Source organism: Indolivaga macrotermitis (assembly GCF_900128985.1).
GTDB lineage: Bacteria > Bacteroidota > Bacteroidia > Bacteroidales > Dysgonomonadaceae > Dysgonomonas_A > Dysgonomonas_A macrotermitis.
On sequence record NZ_FQUC01000003.1, the window covers coordinates 239,471 to 256,153 of the forward strand.

The window sequence follows — 16,683 nt, forward strand, 5'->3', positions numbered from 1 at the left end:
ATATGAACAAAAGATATGTTAAAGGAGTAATTCTATTGGGGCTGACCGCCTCAATAGGGTTCACATCCTGTCAGATAACCAATAAATATAAAGCTCCGGAGTATGATTCCGAGAACTTATATCGTGACGGTAATTCTGCTGATACTACATCAATCGCCGCTATTCCTTGGAGGCAATATTTTACTGACCCTATTTTACAAGGTCTGATAGAAGAAGGATTAGAGAAGAATTTCGACTTGCAGATTGCTTTTACACGTATCAAGCAGGCCGAAGCTAACTTAGGAATGGCCAAAGCGGCTTATTTTCCTTCAGTAGCATTGGTTGGGCAAGTAGAGCAAACCCGTTTGAGTGCAGCCGATCCATTGACCGGAGCAGCAAGGGAAAGAAAAAGTTTGGCTTATCATAAGGAAACTTATACATTAGGAATTTCTGCCAGTTGGGAATTAGATGTATGGGGTAAACTGAATAGGCAGTCTCGTGCTACGTATGCTCAGTTTCTGAATAGCCATGCTTATAAGAATCTTATACAGACTTCGTTGATCTCTAATCTGGCAACTTCATATTATTCTTTATTAGCTCTTGACGAACAATTGAGGGTGACTAAAGAAAATATCGAAATACTGAAAGAGAGTGCAGCTACTATGGAAGCTATGAGGGATGCAGGTATGCTTACCAGTGCTTCTGTAGAGCAAAGCCGTGCCTTGCTATATTCGACTCAGGTCACTGTACCTGATTTGGAAAACCAGATCCGTCAGATGGAAAACAGTATTTGCTTATTGATAGGCCGTAAGCCTGAAAGCATTTTGAGAACATCTATTGCAGAGCAAAATGTCCCCTCAGAAATGAAATTCGGGGTACCTGCTCAAATGTTGGCTCTGCGTCCTGATGTTCAACAGGCAGAACTATCGTTCCGTCAGTCATTCGAATTGGTTAATGTTGCAAAAGCTAGTTTTTATCCAACGATCAGTTTGAGTTCGGGTATGATTGGTTATTCAACCGTGAATGGACTTTCTCAATTCTTCAAACCCGAAAACTTGTTTGCAAGTATAGTAGGAGGGCTTACTCAGCCTCTGTTTGCCAGAAAACAACTGATTACTCAATTGAAGGTTGCTAAAGCACAACAGGAAGAATCTTATCTGACATTCGAAAAGACAGTGCTTGCAGCAGGAAAAGAAGTATCTGATATATTGTATACTTACGAATCTTCTCTATCGAAGAACGAACTTCGTAGTAAGCAAGTTGCATCTTTGAATAATGCAGTATATTTCACGCAGGAATTGTTGAAAGCCGGTGAAGCTAATTACACCGAGGTACTGACAGCAGAGCAAAGTCTGCTTCAGGCACAACTAGGTCAGGTTAGTGATAAACTGGAACAACTTCAGGCTTCTGTAGACTTATACAGAGCACTGGGTGGAGGAATACAGTAAATATAATTATCTTTCAAATATGAAAAAGCATATCTTCAGGTTGAGGATGTGCTTTTTCTCTTTTATTAGGATTACTTATTTAGTATTTCGTCTGTGGCGTATTATTTCCTCCTTTAATATAGCGAGGCTTACAGTAACGGAGTGAAATAATTTACGAAATTCGTCATTGTCGTCTAATTTTACATTGCGGCGGATAAATTCATCGATGCTCAGGTCGTCGCTGTATTTATCGAATATAGTATCTTTTATTTTGCGGGCACGCTGAATGGCTATGCCAAAGTGTTTAGTCTCAGGAATTAAAAGTAATGTTTGAATAACTTCTTGTATCTCATTATAATCGAGAGCTGATGCAAAATCTTTTTCTTCAACAAAGGCAATCCATGAACGCACTTTGCTCAAACGATCGGCTGTGACTTCCGCAATCGACTTATAGTTTTTATCATAGATGTCTTCCCTGATCATCGAAATAGTACGGTTGATATCAAACTTTTCTCTCTCATAATATTTCTGGGCAGTCTTTTTATTACATCCGGCTTCTTTACTGATATAGTCAATTGTTTTCTTTTTGAATATTTCAACACAACTTTGTATATCACCATCATTATCCTTTAATAATTGTATAGCTTCGGACATAGGAATGGGAAGCAAGTTCCGGAGTTCTTTTATTTTAGATTTATAATCCATCCTTTAATCGATTTATTTTAATATTTGCAAATATACAAAGGTGTCTCAACATGATGAAATTTCACTACCTTTGCTTACCTATAATGTTACTATATGCTTAAGTCGTTATATATAAAAAATTATGCGCTGATAGATAGTCTGGAGATGGACTTCGAATCGGGCTTTTCTGTTATTACAGGAGAAACCGGAGCCGGAAAGTCTATAATTCTCGGAGCTTTATCATTGATTTTAGGACAAAGAGCCGATACAAAAGCACTGAAACAAGGCGAGGCAAAATGTGTGATAGAAGGGACATTTGATGTCTCGGCATATGATCTGAAAAGCTTTTGCGAAGAAGCCGGCATCGAATACGATCCCGAAACATATATTCTGCGAAGGGAGATACTATCTTCGGGTAAATCACGCGCATTCATAAACGATTCGCCTGTGTCGTTAAACGAATTGAAAGACCTTGGCGGATTTCTGATAGATATACATTCGCAACACCAAAACCTGATGCTGGGCGATACACACTTTCAGATGCAGGTAGTAGACTCGCTGGCCGGAACCGGGCTGTTGCTGAAAGATTACAAAGAAGCTTTTAAGATATACCGGCTGGCAGATAAGGCTTTAACTGAATTAAAAGAACTGGCTGCACAAAATAAAGCCGACGAAGATTATTTCCGTTTTCAATACGAAGCACTATCCGAAGCAAAGCTTTCTGAGGATGAGCAGCAGGAACTGGAACAAGAACAAGAATTGCTAAACCATGCCGAGGATATAAAGTCGGCTCTATATAAAATACATACACTATTGTCGGATGACGATAAGGGTATAGTTACATCTCTGAAAGACAGTATACATACTGCTAATAACCTGAATGGTGTATACCCCAATGCTGAATCTATTATACAACGGCTCGATTCTGCGTATATAGATCTTAAGGACTTAAGTGGAGAGATTGAGCGTTCGGCGGGGGATGTGGAGTTCGACCCTGAGCGATTGTCTTTTATCGAAGAGCGTCTTGACCAGTTATACACTTTGCAACAAAAGCACAGGGTATCTTCTGTAGCCGAGCTGTTAGTTATTTATAACGATCTGAAAACGAAATTGGCAAATATAGATTCGTTTGACCAACAAATAGAAGATCAAGAGAAAGACCTTAGGATAAAACAGGAAAAAATGCTGGTGCTTGCCGAAAAGTTGAGTAAACAGCGTAAGACATCCGCACCGAAAATTGAAAAACAACTGATTGATAAAATCACTTATCTAGGAATGCCAAATGTACGCTTTGAGTGCAGGATCGAAGCAAAGTCGCATCCGGATACTTCCGGAATAGATGATTTGCAGTTTATGTTTTCGGCAAATAAGAATATGCCCTTGCAGCCTGTAGCTGACGTAGCTTCGGGTGGTGAAATTTCGCGTGTGATGCTTTGTCTGAAATCGATGATTGCAGGAGCAACAGCGTTACCTACTATTATTTTTGACGAAATAGATACCGGGGTTTCGGGTGAGGTTGCGGATAAGATGGGCCAGATAATGAAAGATTTTGGCCAGCAAATGCAAGTAATAGCAATTACTCACTTGCCGCAAATAGCCGCAAAAGGTAAAGCCCATTATTTTGTGTATAAGGCGGATGACCAGAAAGGTACAACTACTAACCTGAAGCGGTTGACAGACGGACAACGCATACAGGAAATAGCCCAGATGCTGAGTGGTGCAAAAATAACAGATGCAGCAATAGAAAACGCAAAAGAAATGTTAGAATTGAAATGAATAAGATAACGGATACAGTAATCAAGATATTAGGACGGCAGCCTGATCCATCGGAAGGATTGAGCCCGGATGCAATAAACAGTGCCGAAAGTAAGTTGGGGGTGAAGTTACCACCGGCTTTGCGGGAGTTTTATCAATCTGTGGGAAAAATGCCCATATTTACAGATGCATTTGAATTTTTCGCACAGCCGAAGCAAATATATATCAAGAGTAATAAGCTTATATTTCTGGAAGAAAATCAGGCAATGTTATCCTGGGGTATAGACTTGAATGAAATAAATAGTGACGAAGTAAAAGTATATCATTCTCCGAATATTGGAGAGGCTGAGAAAAATGTAGTCTGGCATACTGAAACTCTTTTGTTACCCGACTTTTTGGAGATGATTATGTATTATCAGGTAGCGAGCGCCGACACCGAGCTTCAGCAAAAAACAAAAGGTGCATACCCTTATGACTTTATGACTTATAAAAGCGAGCTAAAGGGCAATAACTTATGGGATAGCTTCGAAAAAGAGATGTCTGCACACTGGAATAAAGTGGTCGATAACAATGGATTGATGATCTATCACACTCAGGATGCCCTTCTCTTGTATTATACAGTTCAGGATTTGGACACCGATGTCGACGATCTGATATATGTAAATACAAAGAAAGAAAATACGCAGACCGCATTCCTTAATAAATACGGATTTGAAGAATTAAACTAAGGCTTATAAAGAATAAATGAAAGAAAAAGAAATGATTTTCGGCATACGTGCCGTTATAGAAGCGGTAGAAGCCGGAAAAGAGATAGATAAAGTTTTAGTAAAACGCGAACTGTCGGGAGACTTGTTCAAGGAATTGTCTACAGTACTGACTACACATAATATACCTATGCAGAAGGTACCGATAGAACGGATAGATAAATTTACACGTAAAAACCATCAGGGGGTGATCGCCTTTCTTTCGGCAATTACCTACGAACGCATCGAAGATATTATTCCGTTTTTGTATGAACAAGGTAAAAGCCCTTTCATCGTAGTGCTTGATGGATTGACCGATGTGCGGAATTTCGGAGCTATTGCACGTACCTGCGAGGTCGCAGGAGTGGACGCAATCGTTATTCCGGCGAGAGGCAGTGTAACAGTAAATGCCGATGCGGTAAAAACTTCGGCGGGGGCTTTACTCAAAATTCCCGTATGTAAAGAGCAAAATCTGACAGAAGCCCTTCATTTTATACAAAATAGCGGAGTGAAACTTATTGCAGCAACCGAACGGGGAGCCGAAGTTTATACGAAAGTAGACTATACAGGGCCTGTAGCAATTGTAATGGGAGCGGAAGATACCGGGGTGTCTAACGATAACCTGAGGATTTGCGACGAGTTGGTCAAGATTCCACAGTTTGGAACTATCGGCTCATTGAACGTTTCGGTAGCTGCCGGTGTTCTTATTTATGAAGTAATACGTCAGAAAAGCATATAATAGAATAAATTTATCAGATATATCAATGAAAAAAGTAATATCAACATCCGGTGCTCCGGCAGCAATCGGACCATATAGTCAGGCAATAGAAGTAAACGGAACAATATATGCATCGGGTCAGATTCCTATCGACCCTTCTACAGGAGAATTTGTATCCGGAGGAATCAAAGAACAGACCGAGCAGGTTTTCAAGAATATTAAAGCAATCTTGGCAGAAGCAGGACTTACAACAGGTAATATTGTTAAAACAACAGTTTTGTTGTCGGATATAGCTAATTTTGTGGCAATGAACGAAGTATATGCGACTCAATTCGAAGGGGCATATCCTGCACGTTCGGCATTTGCTGTTAAGGATTTGCCTAAAGGGGCCTTGGTTGAGATAGAAGTTATAGCTGTCCGGTAAATAAGAGGAAGAAGATGAAGACTATCGGTAATTTAATCTGGCTGGTATTTGGCGGTTTCGTGATAGCCATGGAATATTTTATGTCAAGTATACTGATGATGCTCTCTATAATAGGTATTCCTTTTGGATTACAGACACTCAAAATGGGTATTCTGGCCCTTTGGCCTTTTGGAAGCAGGGTGGTAACGAGCGAAGATTCATCGGGTTGCTTAAATACGATAATGAATGTGATCTGGATTCTCTGCGGAGGGTTCTGGATTGCTGTTACCCATATAATATTAGGAGTGTTGTTGTGTATTACTATTATAGGTATTCCTTTCGGAAAACAGCATTTTAAATTTATAAAACTGGCATTTTTTCCATTTGGGAAGCAGATCGTAGATGCCTGATGATAGAGTAGGCTTTCATTTCGATACTTCCGAAGAAAAGATTATTTTTGTATACGAATAACAGAAGGGATTATAGATGAGAAAAGTAAAAAGCGTATTATTTCTGATATTGGTTTTTGTTCCGGTATTGAGTTACGGACAGTTTTTAGGTTTAGGTGGACAATATTCCGAGAAATCTGACGGGCAATTCGTTGCCAGTTTTTCATTTCCAACGATTCATCCGGCACACAATAAACTTAATTCGTTCGTATCGAGCGGAATGGAGTTTACAACTTCGGGTGGTGCCAAAATGAGCGGGCTGCACTTAAAACCAGTACAGATAAGTACATTTTTTTCTGAAGATTTCTTTAATAATACACCTTATACCATATTGTTTGGAGTAGATGGAGGATATCTGTTTGATTTTCGCCACGACCGTAAAAATGCAATTACGATTACTCCTAACTTATATTTCGACTATAAATTTGTATTTGTAAAAGCCGGATACGAATTTGACGTAAGCCACGGACGCAGCCAGTATTTTGTGCGGGCGGGCGTTTGTTTCGGTATGGGAACGTTGAAAATGTTCGGTAATACCAAGATTTGGTAATTCTAAATAATAAAAGAAGGTTTTGATACCTTGATTAAAGACGACTGGGAGATCGTCATTTGAGTATGAAAATAGCAGCTCTTGTATCAGGAGGAGTAGACAGTTCGGTAGTTGTACATCAACTGAAAGAACAAGGTTATGATCCTACCATTTTCTATATACGTATAGGGATGGAAGATAAAGACGGGTATATTGATTGCCCTGCGGAAGAAGATATTGAGATTACCTCTTATATTGCAAAAAAATACGGATGTAAATTCGAGATAGTGTCTCTGCACGAAGAGTATTGGGAAAATGTGGTCAGTTATACCATAGAAGCTGTAAAGCGTGGTTTGACACCCAATCCGGATATGATGTGCAATAAGATGATTAAATTCGGGTGCTTTGAGCAAAACTGGGGGCACGAGTTTGATAAGATCGCTACAGGGCATTATGCTACAACTACTGAGTTGAATGATAAAACGTGGTTATCGACAGCGGCGGATCATGTGAAAGACCAGACCTATTTTTTAGGCCAGATTAATTATATGCAGGTCTCCAAATTAATGTTTCCGATAGGGCATTTGCAAAAGAGCGAAGTGCGGGCAATAGCTGCACAACAGGGATTACCTTCTGCATTGAGGAAAGATAGCCAGGGAATCTGTTTTCTGGGAAAAATCAATTATAACGATTTTATAGGGCGTTACTTAGGTGAACGTCCCGGTAAGATTGTGGAACTCGAAACAGGTAAAATTCTGGGCAAACACAATGGTTACTGGTATCATACCATCGGGCAGCGCAAGGGGCTAGGACTTAGCGGCGGACCTTGGTTTGTAATTAAAAAAGATATAAAGCGTAATATTATATATGTGTCGAACGGATACGATCCCGACACTCAGTATGGAAAAGTGGTTAACCTTGCCGGATTTTCATTTATAACAGAAGATATCTGGGGCGATTTTGAAGGTACAAGAGATATAACATTCAAAGTACGACACACACCCGAATTCACCCGCGGAAAAATCGAAAAGATAGGAGATATATACCGTATCCAGTCTGAAGAAAAGATACAGGGGATTGCCGCCGGACAGTTTGGAGTTGTTTATGATGAAGAATCCCGGCTTTGTCTCGGAAGTGGAGTTATTGCAGACGAAACAGCAGAATAAATTTGAAATATAAAAAGTTATATTAGGGATATATGGAGCAGGTTCCGGATTTTTGGCAGAACATTAAGCTGGTCGATATAATCGAATTTTTAGGAACATTTGCTTTCGCAATCAGCGGTATACGTTTGGCATCGGCCAAGCAGTTCGATTGGTTCGGAGCTATAGTCGTTGGTTTGGTTACCGCTATCGGAGGAGGTACGTTACGCGATTTATTATTGGATGTAACCCCGTTTTGGCTATTATCCAGTGTATATATATGGTGTACGGTTATAGCATTACTTTTTGTAGTGACATTCCGTAAATCGCTTGTAAGGTTGAATAATACATTCTTTTGGTTCGACAGCATCGGACTTGGATTATTTGTCGTTGTAGGATCCGAAAAAGCGATGACTTTGGGATATCCCTGGTGGGTCGTTATAATTATGGGTACCATAACCGGAGTAGTCGGAGGTATTATCCGGGATATATTGATCAATGAGATCCCGATCATTTTTACACAAGAATTATATGCTGTGGCATGTATATTAGGAGCCGGCTTATTTTGTATTTTGCACTATCTGGGCGTAGATATGATAATTGTACAGGTTGCCAGTGCTGTGTTCGTTTTTGTAATCCGGATTATAGCTACGCGCTATCAGCTGAAATTACCTGTACTAAAAGGAGAGGACTAGTTTTGTAGTATTGTTTTGATTATAAAATGGGTATTGCTAGTATCTATATTTCTATAATAAATATCTATTTGATTTATTAAAAGCTAATTTGTAGTTTTGTATCAGATAACGAAACAAATATTAAATTAAAAAAATTACAAAATTATGGCAGTATTAGTAGGCAAAAAAGCACCGGTGTTTTCAACAGGTGCAGTGATAAATGGTAATGAAATCGTAGAAAACTTTTCTTTGGAACAGTACATCGGGAAGAAATATGTAGTATTTTTCTTCTATCCTGCAGACTTTACATTTGTATGTCCTACAGAGTTGATCGCATTCCAGGAGCAAATCGCAGAATTCGAATCTCGTGATGTTGTTGTTGTAGGTGCATCTGTTGACTCGGCATTCTCTCACTGGAAATGGCTTCAAACTCCACAAAATGAAGGTGGTATCCAAGGCGTTAAATATCCTATCATTGCAGATCAAACATTATTGATTTCTAAAAATTATGATGTATTGGCTGGCGATTTTGACTATAACGAAGAAGGTGAAGATATATTTGTTGGAGCACCTCAGGCTTACCGTGGTCTTTTCTTGATCGACAAACAAGGAATTGTACGTCACCAAGTTGTAAACGATATGCCATTAGGCCGTAGTGTAGAAGAAGCTATCCGTGTAATCGATGCGCTTCAATTTACAGAAGAGTATGGAGAAGTATGTCCGGCTAACTGGAAAAAAGGCAAAGGCGGTTTGAAGGCTACACAAGAAGGTATCTCTGATTATCTATCTCATTCACACTAAATAAAGGAAAGATAATCTCTTTTTGATATAATGATTAATGTAAAAAGAGTAGTTCATTTGGAACTACTCTTTTTTTTGGCTAATATTTATCTATTTATCCGTTTACTCTCTTCATGTTTACAATACCGTCCAGAACTTTGCACGAAAAAGCCCATTCATTGTCGTACCATGCAACCACCTTAACAAAAGTAGGGCTGAGCATTATTCCCGCTTTTTCGTCGAAAATGGCTGTATTCGAATTTCCTATCATATCAGATGACACCACATCATCTTTAGTGTATGCCAGATAGCCTTTTAGATACCCTTCGCTAGCTTCTTGCATCACCCGGCATATTTCTTCATAAGTAGTTTCTTTGGATAACCGCGCTGTGAGGTCTACAACAGATACATCGAGCGTAGGTACACGAAATGACATTCCTGTAACCTTACCATTCAATTCGGGGATCACTTTCCCTACAGCTTTGGCAGCCCCTGTTGTGGACGGAATGATATTACCTGCTGCGGCACGTCCTCCTCGCCAGTCTTTCATCGAAGGACCATCTACTGTTTTTTGGGTAGCTGTAGTAGAATGTATGGTACTCATCAATGCTTCTTCTATACCGAATTTATCGTTAAGTACTTTGGCTACTAATGCCAGACAGTTTGTAGTACATGAGGCATTAGATACAAACTGAGTCCCTTTTACATATTTGTCATCATTTACACCGGGTACAAACATCGGGGTGTCATCTTTAGATGGACCGGACATAATTACGTATTTAGCACCTGCGTCGATGTGTCCCTGAGCCTTATCCTTTGTCAGGAATAATCCTGTCGATTCTACAACATATTCAGCTCCGATTTCATCCCATTTCAGGTTCGACGGCTCTCTTTCGGAGGTAATACGGATAGTATTTCCGTTTACAACCAATTTATTGTTCTCAACTTTAATATTGCCATCGAATTGACCGTGGATTGTATCGTATTTCAGCATATAGGCTATATAATCAACATCGAGCAGATCGTTAATACCAACTATCTGTATGTCATCTCTCAGTTGTGCTGCACGAAATACTAAACGTCCGATACGTCCAAAACCATTTATTCCAACTTTAATTGCGTTCATAGTAACCTAAATTTTAATTATTAATACCTTGTTTAACTTCTGTATTACAAATGTACTTATTATATCTCTTGTCTGTTATGACAAAAAATATGAAAATTCTGCCATATGATGTTTACTTCCGGCTGGAATTATTAATTTTGAGTTAACTAATATAATTGGTATGGATAAGACTCAAGATATAAGACATATTGTGATCGTAACTCCACCTTATTCGACCTTATTGAATACGGCCGGGCCATTAGAAATTTTCAGTAAAGCCATTGATAAGTCGGATTTGATACTTGACAAGGTCGATTTCAGATACGAAACGCATGTTGTATCAGTTGAAAAATCGACTCATATAATTACATCATCGGGGCTGCCGATTATAGCGGAAGGGTCTTATTCGAATATTTCGTATCCTATAGATACGCTTTTAATATCGGGTTTGCCAAACGATCCTGCTTATAAATTCGATCCGGCTTTCATCAAATGGTTGAAAGATCAGTACCAAAAGGTAAGGAGGATGTGTTCGGTATGTTCGGGTGCTTTTCTATTGGCGGAAGCAGGTATATTGGATGAAAAAAAAGCCACAGCACATTGGTCCAGATGTGATAAATTGCAACAGGATTATCCTCAGGTCGATGTAGAAATATCACGTATCTTTGTCAAAGACGGAAAAGTTTATACTTCAGCGGGAATTACCTCAGGCATGGATCTGGCGATTGCTTTAATCGAAGAAGATTTCGGTCAGTCGTTTGCATTATATATTGCCCGGTGGATGGTATTGTCATTGAGACGGCAGGGTAATCAGGTTCAATATTGTACATTTCTGGATTGTCAGAGTATTGAAAACCCCGTGATGCGGAAAATCTGCCAGTGGATAATAATGCACCTCAACGAAGATCTTACGGTAGATACTATAGCCGAAAATGTAGCTATGAGTCCCCGTAATTTCGCCAGAGTGTTCGCGCGCGAATTCCGCATAACACCAGCCAAATACATCAACCGGCTCAGAGTGAATTATGCCTGCCAGTATTTGATAGATACAGAAATGTCTTTGGATGAAATAGCGACGGAATGCGGACTGAAAAATGCGGAGAACTTACGCCGCCTCTTTCTTAGCATATTGGAAGTGACTCCCAGCCAATACCGTAAAAGTTTTCAAACCTCATTATAATATTGAAGAAAGAAAGTATCTGTTCGTGGTACTTTCTTTTTTTTTATCTTTACAAGTTATACAAAGAATAAGAAAAAACTGACAGGTTTAGATACCTCTAAATATATCGAATGTTATGGGTAATTACGGGTTCATAAAGGTAGCGGCCGCCACGCCTAAATTGAAGGTTGCAGATTGTGTATTCAATACTACTGAGATATTGAAAGTAATAGCGGATGCCGAAAAGTCGGGTGTTAAAGCTATTGTATTTCCCGAAGCCAGTATAACCGGATATACAGCGAATGATCTTTTCCATCAGCGCCTGCTCATTGAAGGCGCAGTTAATTCGATTGACGGGATAAAAAGGGCTTTGGCCGAGTCTGATATTATGGCAATAGTAGGTACCCCATTGGAAATAACTAACCGGTTGTATAATGTAGCTGTAGTTATACATAGAGGTCAGATACTGGGAGTGGTTCCTAAAACATTCTTACCGAATTACAACGAATTCTACGATAAACGGTGGTTTTCGTCAGCCAGAGAACTAAGTCAGCCAGAAACAGAATTATGCGGACAGACTGTACCTGTAGGGACAGATTTGATTTTCGAGACAAAAGATTTTCGCTTTGCTATCGAAATATGCGAGGATTTATGGACTCCGGTTCCGCCTTCCGCTATTCATTCGCTTTATGGGGCGGAGGTAATATTTAATTTGTCGGCAAGTAATGAAACAATCGGAAAGAATGAATACCGCCGTTCGTTAGTTAACCAACAGTCGGCACGCTGTATTGCCGGATATGTATATGCTGCCGCAGGGAATGGAGAATCTACGACCGATTTGGTATTTTCGGGCAGTAGTATGATTGCCGAGAATGGAAATATATTGGCAAGCAGCGAACGGTTCAGTTTCGACTCTCAATTTTGTGTGGCTGATATCGATATTGACCGCTTGCGCAATGACCGTTTGAAAAACAAATCCTTTACTCCATCTGAATATAACCATTTTAGCAGTATAAAATACCGTACTATAACGATTGATACAATCGGTGATGATAAGAAGGCTGATTATAAACTAGATCGTTATGTAAATCCTATGCCTTTTGTACCTTCCAAAGAAAATATGGATGCCCGTTGTTCAGAGATATTTGCCATACAGGTAGGAGGACTGGCTAAACGCCTTTTGCATATTAATGCACAGACGGCAGTAGTAGGTGTTTCCGGAGGACTGGATTCTACTTTGGCTCTGTTGGTTATGGTAAAGGCTTTTGATAAACTGAATATTCCCCGTGCCAATATTTATGGGATCACTATGCCTGGCTTCGGGACTACTGACCGTACGTATAATAATGCATTGAAGCTGATGCAGTCTTTGGGGGTGACAATACGTGAAATACCTATACAAGATGCCGTAATGCAGCACTTTAAGGATATTGGCCACGATAAGGATGTACATGATATAACTTACGAAAACTCTCAGGCCCGCGAACGTACACAGATACTTATGGATTATGCCAATAAGGTAAACGGGCTGGTGATAGGTACAGGCGATTTGTCGGAACTGGCATTAGGCTGGTGTACATATAATGGAGACCATATGTCTATGTATGCCGTGAATACCAGCATTCCTAAAACACTGGTTAAAACCTTGGTAGGATGGATCGCCGGCAGTCAGTTAGATAAATCTTCGCAAGAGATACTTATAGATATATTGGATACACCGGTCAGCCCCGAGTTGCTTCCTGCCGGAGAAAACGGAGAAATATTACAGGTAACGGAAGAAACCGTAGGACCCTATATTTTGCATGATTTCTTCCTGTACAATATGCTGCGCTTTGGGTATGAGCCGCGTAAAATATATTTTCTGGCGAAGATCGCTTTCGAAGGGAAATATGATGATGCCATAATTTTGAAATGGCTGAGAACTTTCTATTGGAGATTCTTTTCTCAACAATTCAAGCGTAATTGCATTCCCGACGGGCCTAAAGTCGGATCTATAAATCTTTCACCTCGTGGAGATTGGCGTATGGTTAGCGATGCATCTGTAGCTTTATGGATGCAACAACTGGACGCCATGCAATAGTTGTTTGTGCAATAAATGATTGAAAATAAATGTATTAAATAAATGTAGTTTCTTTTGAAACTAAAATAATATTAATACATTTGCTGCCCAAATTCAATTATTTCTAGAATTCATGAATAAGACTAAACTTGTAGCAATTGCTATATCATGTAATGTATCAGCGGCAGTATTTGCCGGAGGCCTGTTAACTAATACTAACCAGAGTGCACACTTCGCAAGGAACTTGGCAAGAGATGCTTCGACCGAAATAGATGCGGTTTATACCAATCCTGCAGGGTTGATTAAATTGAGCGACGGTTTCCATTTTTCATTTACTAACCAAAGCGCGTTTCAGACCAGAACAATAACATCTACTTCTCCTATATTCTTGATGAATGGAGGTAAAGATACCCGCGAATTTGAGGGAAAGGCTTCTGTGCCTATTATTCCAAGTTTTCAGGGAGCCTATAAAAAAGGTAACTGGGTACTTTCGGGATCGATAGCTGTTTCGGGAGGTGGAGGAAAAGCCACATTCGATAACGGACTACCTTCATTCGAAGTATTAGCCGGAAGTGCGACACAGATAATACAGAACGCAGGATATAAAGCCAATCAGTATACAGTAGATCAGTACATGAAAGGATCTAACATGATAATTGGAGGTCAGTTGGGTGGAACATACAAGATCAATGAAATGTTTTCTGCTTATGCCGGATTCAGATTGAATGTTGTCTATAATAGCTATGAAGGCTATCTGAGAGGATTGAAAATGAACGTTACTCCGGTGGCTTCTGAAGAATATTCAACTCAGATGGTATACGGACAGCAAATATTGGATGCAATATTAGCCAGTCCTGCTTTGACTCCTGAGCAAAAAGCTCAAATTGGAATTATGTCAAAAGCTTCATCTGATGAAGGAGCTATGCTCAAAAGTTCTCAAAGAGGATGGGGAGTTGCTCCTATTCTGGGTTTCAACTTTAATTACGATAAATGGAATGTCGGTGTAAAATATGAGTTTAAAACTGCTCTTGATGTAGAAAATAATACTAAACGTGATGATACGGGGATGTTTTCGGATGGAGTGAATACAGCTCACGATATACCATCGTTATTGACAGTCGGTGTGTCTTATAAAATTTTACCAAGTTTGACAGCCAGTGCCGGATACCACCATTACTTCGATTCGAAAGCAAAGATGGATGGAGGAAAACAAAAAGATGCAGGTTCTACGAACGAATATTTACTGGGATTAGAATATCAGATCGACAGGATGTTTCTGGTAAGTGCCGGAGGACAGATTACAAAATATGGAGTAGGGGATACTTATCAGAGAGATTTAAGTTTTGCCTGCGACTCTTATTCGATCGGTTTTGGTGGAGCAGTGAATATATCACCTACAGTAAAATTGAATATAGGTTATTTCTGGACAACCTATTCTGACTATACAAAAGAACCCGGTGGCGGAACAACGAAAGATGTATTCTCGAGAACAAATAAGGTATTTGCTGCTGGTGTAGACTTTTCTTTTTAACCTGACTTATTATATGTTCATCTTAAAAAAACTGCCACCGGCAGTTTTTTTTATTACCACCCTATTAAAATGTAAAGAAAGTAATTAGCTTTGCACCGAATTTGAACAATCGATGCTGAAGATAATATGCGATTCGAAAGCATTGTGCTGATATTCTTTATTTTATGAGTAAAAAGACAAAAAACTATTTTGTAAAATCATTTTTAGCTATAGTGATAGCAATAGGAGTTTTCTTTGGTTTGAAGCAGGTGATGCCTAAGAATATATTTTCGGACACTAAATCGGGTAGCGACGGCATTGTTGTAGACAGTTTAGCTTTGGCAGCAATGAACGATAGCACTGGCGCTCAGGAGGAGAATTTACCTGACTCGCTTATGGAAGATTCATTACAGAACAGGATAAAATTACATGTATCTGATAATAGTGAAGGCTTAGGATATCTATCCTCCTTCTACGAAAAGTTATATAAACTCGAAAGTACAGGTAAGGGTAAAGTCCGTATTGCTTATTTTGGAGACTCGATGACCGACGGCGACTTTATAGTTCAGGATATACGGAATTCGTACCAGAGTGCATACGGAGGTAAAGGTGTGGGGTTCGTAGGAATCACTTCCCTGTCAGCGTCAGCCCGTGGCACAGTTAGCCACCAATATTCGAAAGATTGGCTAACACAATCGTGCCTGACGGTGAAAAATCCGAAAAGATCTTTCGGGATAGATGGACAGGTATTCTTTGCTGCACGGGGTGGTTCATCGTGGGTAAAATTTACAGCCGGTAATCAGGAGAATATATCGATGTTGTATAATCCCACATTGTTTTACGGGAGTTCGGGTAACGATAAGGCATCAATAACAGTATCGTCGGGTAAGAAGGATTCAGCTTCGGTATATATGCTGCCTGCCGGCGAATTATTGAATACCGTATCGTTGGGTAATACCGCCAAGTCTTTGAAAATATCAGTGCAAAATGGCGATTCGATACCTTTTTACGGAGTTAATTTTGATGATGGGGTTGGAGTTCATGTCGATAATTTTTCAATACGTGGAAACTCGGGGTTACCTTTGTCACTGTATAATAAAAATCTGATGAACGCATTGGATAATGTATTACAATACGATCTGATCGTATTACAGTATGGTACAAATGTACTCGGTTATAATACTCTTGATTATACTTGGTACGAAAATAAGATGATAGCTGTAGTCAACCACTTGAGGGAATGTTTTCCGAAAGCCGATATACTGATCGTTTCGGTTGGTGACCGGGCTAAAAAGGTAGAAACGGAAATGCAGACAGATAAAGCTGTGGCTCCACTGATAAAAGCTCAGCGTAAATATGCAGCCGAAGCATATGCCGGATTCATCAATCTACAGGCGCTGATGGGTGGTGATGGTGCTATCGTAAACTGGGTGAATGACGGGTTTGCAAACAAGGATTATACCCATGTGAATGCAAAAGGAGCCCGTAAACTAAGTTCTCTGATCTATGACGAATTAGACAAGGGCTATACAGAATATAAGAAAACAAAATAGTATCCGGATACCGG

General features: G+C 39.7%; 16 protein-coding genes. 14 read left to right on the forward strand and 2 right to left on the reverse strand.

The genetic code is table 11. From position 1 onward, the window contains the following. The first annotated feature begins 2 nt into the window (after nucleotides 1-2). Nucleotides 3-1,427, forward strand: coding sequence for an efflux transporter outer membrane subunit (locus tag BUC12_RS06525; RefSeq protein WP_062177848.1), 1,425 nt, complete (start codon nucleotides 3-5; stop codon nucleotides 1,425-1,427). 75 nt (nucleotides 1,428-1,502) lie between these two features. On the opposite strand, the gene BUC12_RS06530 is transcribed toward BUC12_RS06525, so the two are convergent. After that, complete coding sequence (locus tag BUC12_RS06530) at nucleotides 1,503-2,111, reverse strand: hypothetical protein (RefSeq protein WP_062177557.1); 609 nt, start codon at nucleotides 2,109-2,111, stop codon at nucleotides 1,503-1,505. Between the two features lie 93 nt (nucleotides 2,112-2,204). On the opposite strand from BUC12_RS06530, the gene recN reads away from it, so the two are divergent. From recN to BUC12_RS06575, 9 genes are all read left to right on the forward strand, one after another. Further along, nucleotides 2,205-3,866, forward strand: coding sequence for a DNA repair protein RecN (gene recN / locus BUC12_RS06535; protein WP_062177560.1), 1,662 nt, complete (start codon nucleotides 2,205-2,207; stop codon nucleotides 3,864-3,866). Continuing rightward, the gene (locus BUC12_RS06540; RefSeq protein WP_062177563.1) at nucleotides 3,863-4,573 is read left to right on the forward strand and encodes an SMI1/KNR4 family protein; all 711 of its coding nucleotides are present in this window, start codon (nucleotides 3,863-3,865) and stop codon (nucleotides 4,571-4,573) included. The genes recN and BUC12_RS06540 overlap by 4 nt, the downstream gene beginning before the upstream one ends. Nucleotides 4,574-4,589: 16 nt before the next feature. After that, on the forward strand, nucleotides 4,590-5,327 hold the full coding sequence (rlmB, locus tag BUC12_RS06545; RefSeq protein ID WP_062177566.1) for a 23S rRNA (guanosine(2251)-2'-O)-methyltransferase RlmB: 738 nt from the start codon (nucleotides 4,590-4,592) through the stop codon (nucleotides 5,325-5,327). Between the two features lie 25 nt (nucleotides 5,328-5,352). Further along, the gene (locus BUC12_RS06550; protein ID WP_062177569.1) at nucleotides 5,353-5,730 is read left to right on the forward strand and encodes a RidA family protein; all 378 of its coding nucleotides are present in this window, start codon (nucleotides 5,353-5,355) and stop codon (nucleotides 5,728-5,730) included. A gap of 14 nt (nucleotides 5,731-5,744) precedes the next feature. After that, complete coding sequence (locus tag BUC12_RS06555) at nucleotides 5,745-6,119, forward strand: YccF domain-containing protein (protein WP_062177572.1); 375 nt, start codon at nucleotides 5,745-5,747, stop codon at nucleotides 6,117-6,119. 76 nt (nucleotides 6,120-6,195) lie between these two features. Then, nucleotides 6,196-6,708 (forward strand): hypothetical protein, encoded by a 513-nt coding sequence (locus BUC12_RS06560; protein ID WP_062177575.1) that lies wholly within the window; start codon nucleotides 6,196-6,198, stop codon nucleotides 6,706-6,708. 65 nt (nucleotides 6,709-6,773) lie between these two features. Next, nucleotides 6,774-7,853 (forward strand): tRNA 2-thiouridine(34) synthase MnmA, encoded by a 1,080-nt coding sequence (mnmA, locus tag BUC12_RS06565; protein WP_062177579.1) that lies wholly within the window; start codon nucleotides 6,774-6,776, stop codon nucleotides 7,851-7,853. A 32-nt stretch (nucleotides 7,854-7,885) separates the two neighbouring features. Next, the gene (locus BUC12_RS06570; RefSeq protein ID WP_062177582.1) at nucleotides 7,886-8,524 is read left to right on the forward strand and encodes a trimeric intracellular cation channel family protein; all 639 of its coding nucleotides are present in this window, start codon (nucleotides 7,886-7,888) and stop codon (nucleotides 8,522-8,524) included. A 144-nt stretch (nucleotides 8,525-8,668) separates the two neighbouring features. Then, a complete protein-coding gene (locus BUC12_RS06575) occupies nucleotides 8,669-9,304 on the forward strand; it encodes a peroxiredoxin (protein ID WP_062177585.1) in 636 nt (211 codons plus the stop codon). Nucleotides 9,305-9,398: 94 nt separating this feature from the next. On the opposite strand, the gene gap is transcribed toward BUC12_RS06575, so the two are convergent. Then, nucleotides 9,399-10,409, reverse strand: coding sequence for a type I glyceraldehyde-3-phosphate dehydrogenase (gene gap, locus BUC12_RS06580; protein ID WP_062177589.1), 1,011 nt, complete (start codon nucleotides 10,407-10,409; stop codon nucleotides 9,399-9,401). A 160-nt stretch (nucleotides 10,410-10,569) separates the two neighbouring features. On the opposite strand from gap, the gene BUC12_RS06585 reads away from it, so the two are divergent. From BUC12_RS06585 to BUC12_RS06600, 4 genes are all read left to right on the forward strand, one after another. Beyond that, nucleotides 10,570-11,568: a GlxA family transcriptional regulator gene (locus BUC12_RS06585; RefSeq protein ID WP_062177592.1), complete on the forward strand. Its 999-nt coding sequence runs from the start codon at nucleotides 10,570-10,572 to the stop codon at nucleotides 11,566-11,568. A 115-nt stretch (nucleotides 11,569-11,683) separates the two neighbouring features. After that, nucleotides 11,684-13,627: an NAD(+) synthase gene (locus BUC12_RS06590; RefSeq protein ID WP_062177595.1), complete on the forward strand. Its 1,944-nt coding sequence runs from the start codon at nucleotides 11,684-11,686 to the stop codon at nucleotides 13,625-13,627. Between the two features lie 112 nt (nucleotides 13,628-13,739). Next, on the forward strand, nucleotides 13,740-15,137 hold the full coding sequence (locus BUC12_RS06595) for an OmpP1/FadL family transporter (RefSeq protein ID WP_062177598.1): 1,398 nt from the start codon (nucleotides 13,740-13,742) through the stop codon (nucleotides 15,135-15,137). A gap of 164 nt (nucleotides 15,138-15,301) precedes the next feature. After that, nucleotides 15,302-16,669 (forward strand): GDSL-type esterase/lipase family protein, encoded by a 1,368-nt coding sequence (locus BUC12_RS06600; RefSeq protein WP_062177600.1) that lies wholly within the window; start codon nucleotides 15,302-15,304, stop codon nucleotides 16,667-16,669. The last annotated feature ends 14 nt before the right edge of the window (nucleotides 16,670-16,683 follow it).